Origin of the sequence: Catenibacterium sp. UBA627 (genome assembly GCF_002299355.1) — a bacterium.
GTDB classification, from domain to species: domain Bacteria; phylum Bacillota_I; class Bacilli_A; order Erysipelotrichales; family Coprobacillaceae; genus Catenibacterium; species Catenibacterium mitsuoka.
The window spans coordinates 8,913-9,717 of the sequence record NZ_DBPF01000038.1 but is presented as its reverse complement, the minus strand read 5'-3'; the positions used below and the strand labels follow the sequence as shown (position 1 = coordinate 9,717).

Here is an 805-nt window from a genome sequence, read left to right as displayed (position 1 = left end):
AAAAATTATTTTTCTTATTTTATACCCTTTTTTTATCCCTGAATATTATAAAAAGCATGCATTAAGGATTGCATGCCTTACAAGTAATATAGCCTTCTTTTTGTGCTTCTTGTGAAGAACTAAAATAGACTTTATTCTTATCACTGATAGTTTTTACATACTGACAATCTTCTCTATGATACTTCTTAGTATTTCTAGATCCTATATATTGTGTTGTTTGAGTAGTCGTGATTTCTTCTTTACCATTAAAGGTCAATTTATTCTTCTTAGAAACACAACGGATTGTACCTAATTCATCCGTACGATAGACCACCATATCATATCTAGAAAATCTTTGTAATGCTTCTTTATGTGGATGACCATACATATTGTCTTTACCACAAGACACTACGACATAACTTGCCTTCATTCTAGATAACAGATTATCGCTGTTTGAATAAGCTGAACCATGATGACCTGCTTGGAATACATCACATTGTACTTTGTTTAGTTTCTTTTCCATTGATTCTGCAGCATCACCAGTAAAGACAAAACGATGATAACCATCATCATATCTCATACATAAAGATGAGTCATTATTGTTCTGTGCCCCTTCACCGACACCAATAAACTCAATAGAACCTGCACCTACCTGAAAGGTATCTCCTACCTTAGGCACAGTAATATTCTTTTTCTTCTCTTTAATTGCATTTAATAGTTTCATATATGTATAAGAAGAAGAGGTTCTACTAGACATATATATCTTTTTTACATTTAACTGATAAATAATATTCTTTGCTTCATTTATATGATCCGCATCACAATG

The 805-nt window shown here is 31.7% G+C and carries 1 protein-coding gene; it reads right to left on the bottom strand.

Going from position 1 to position 805, the window contains the following annotated elements:
* Positions 1-61: 61 nt before the first annotated feature.
* Positions 62-805, bottom strand: a 744-nt coding sequence (locus B2S90_RS02810; protein WP_286696513.1) for a ComEC/Rec2 family competence protein, incomplete at its 5' end; no start/stop codon positions are given.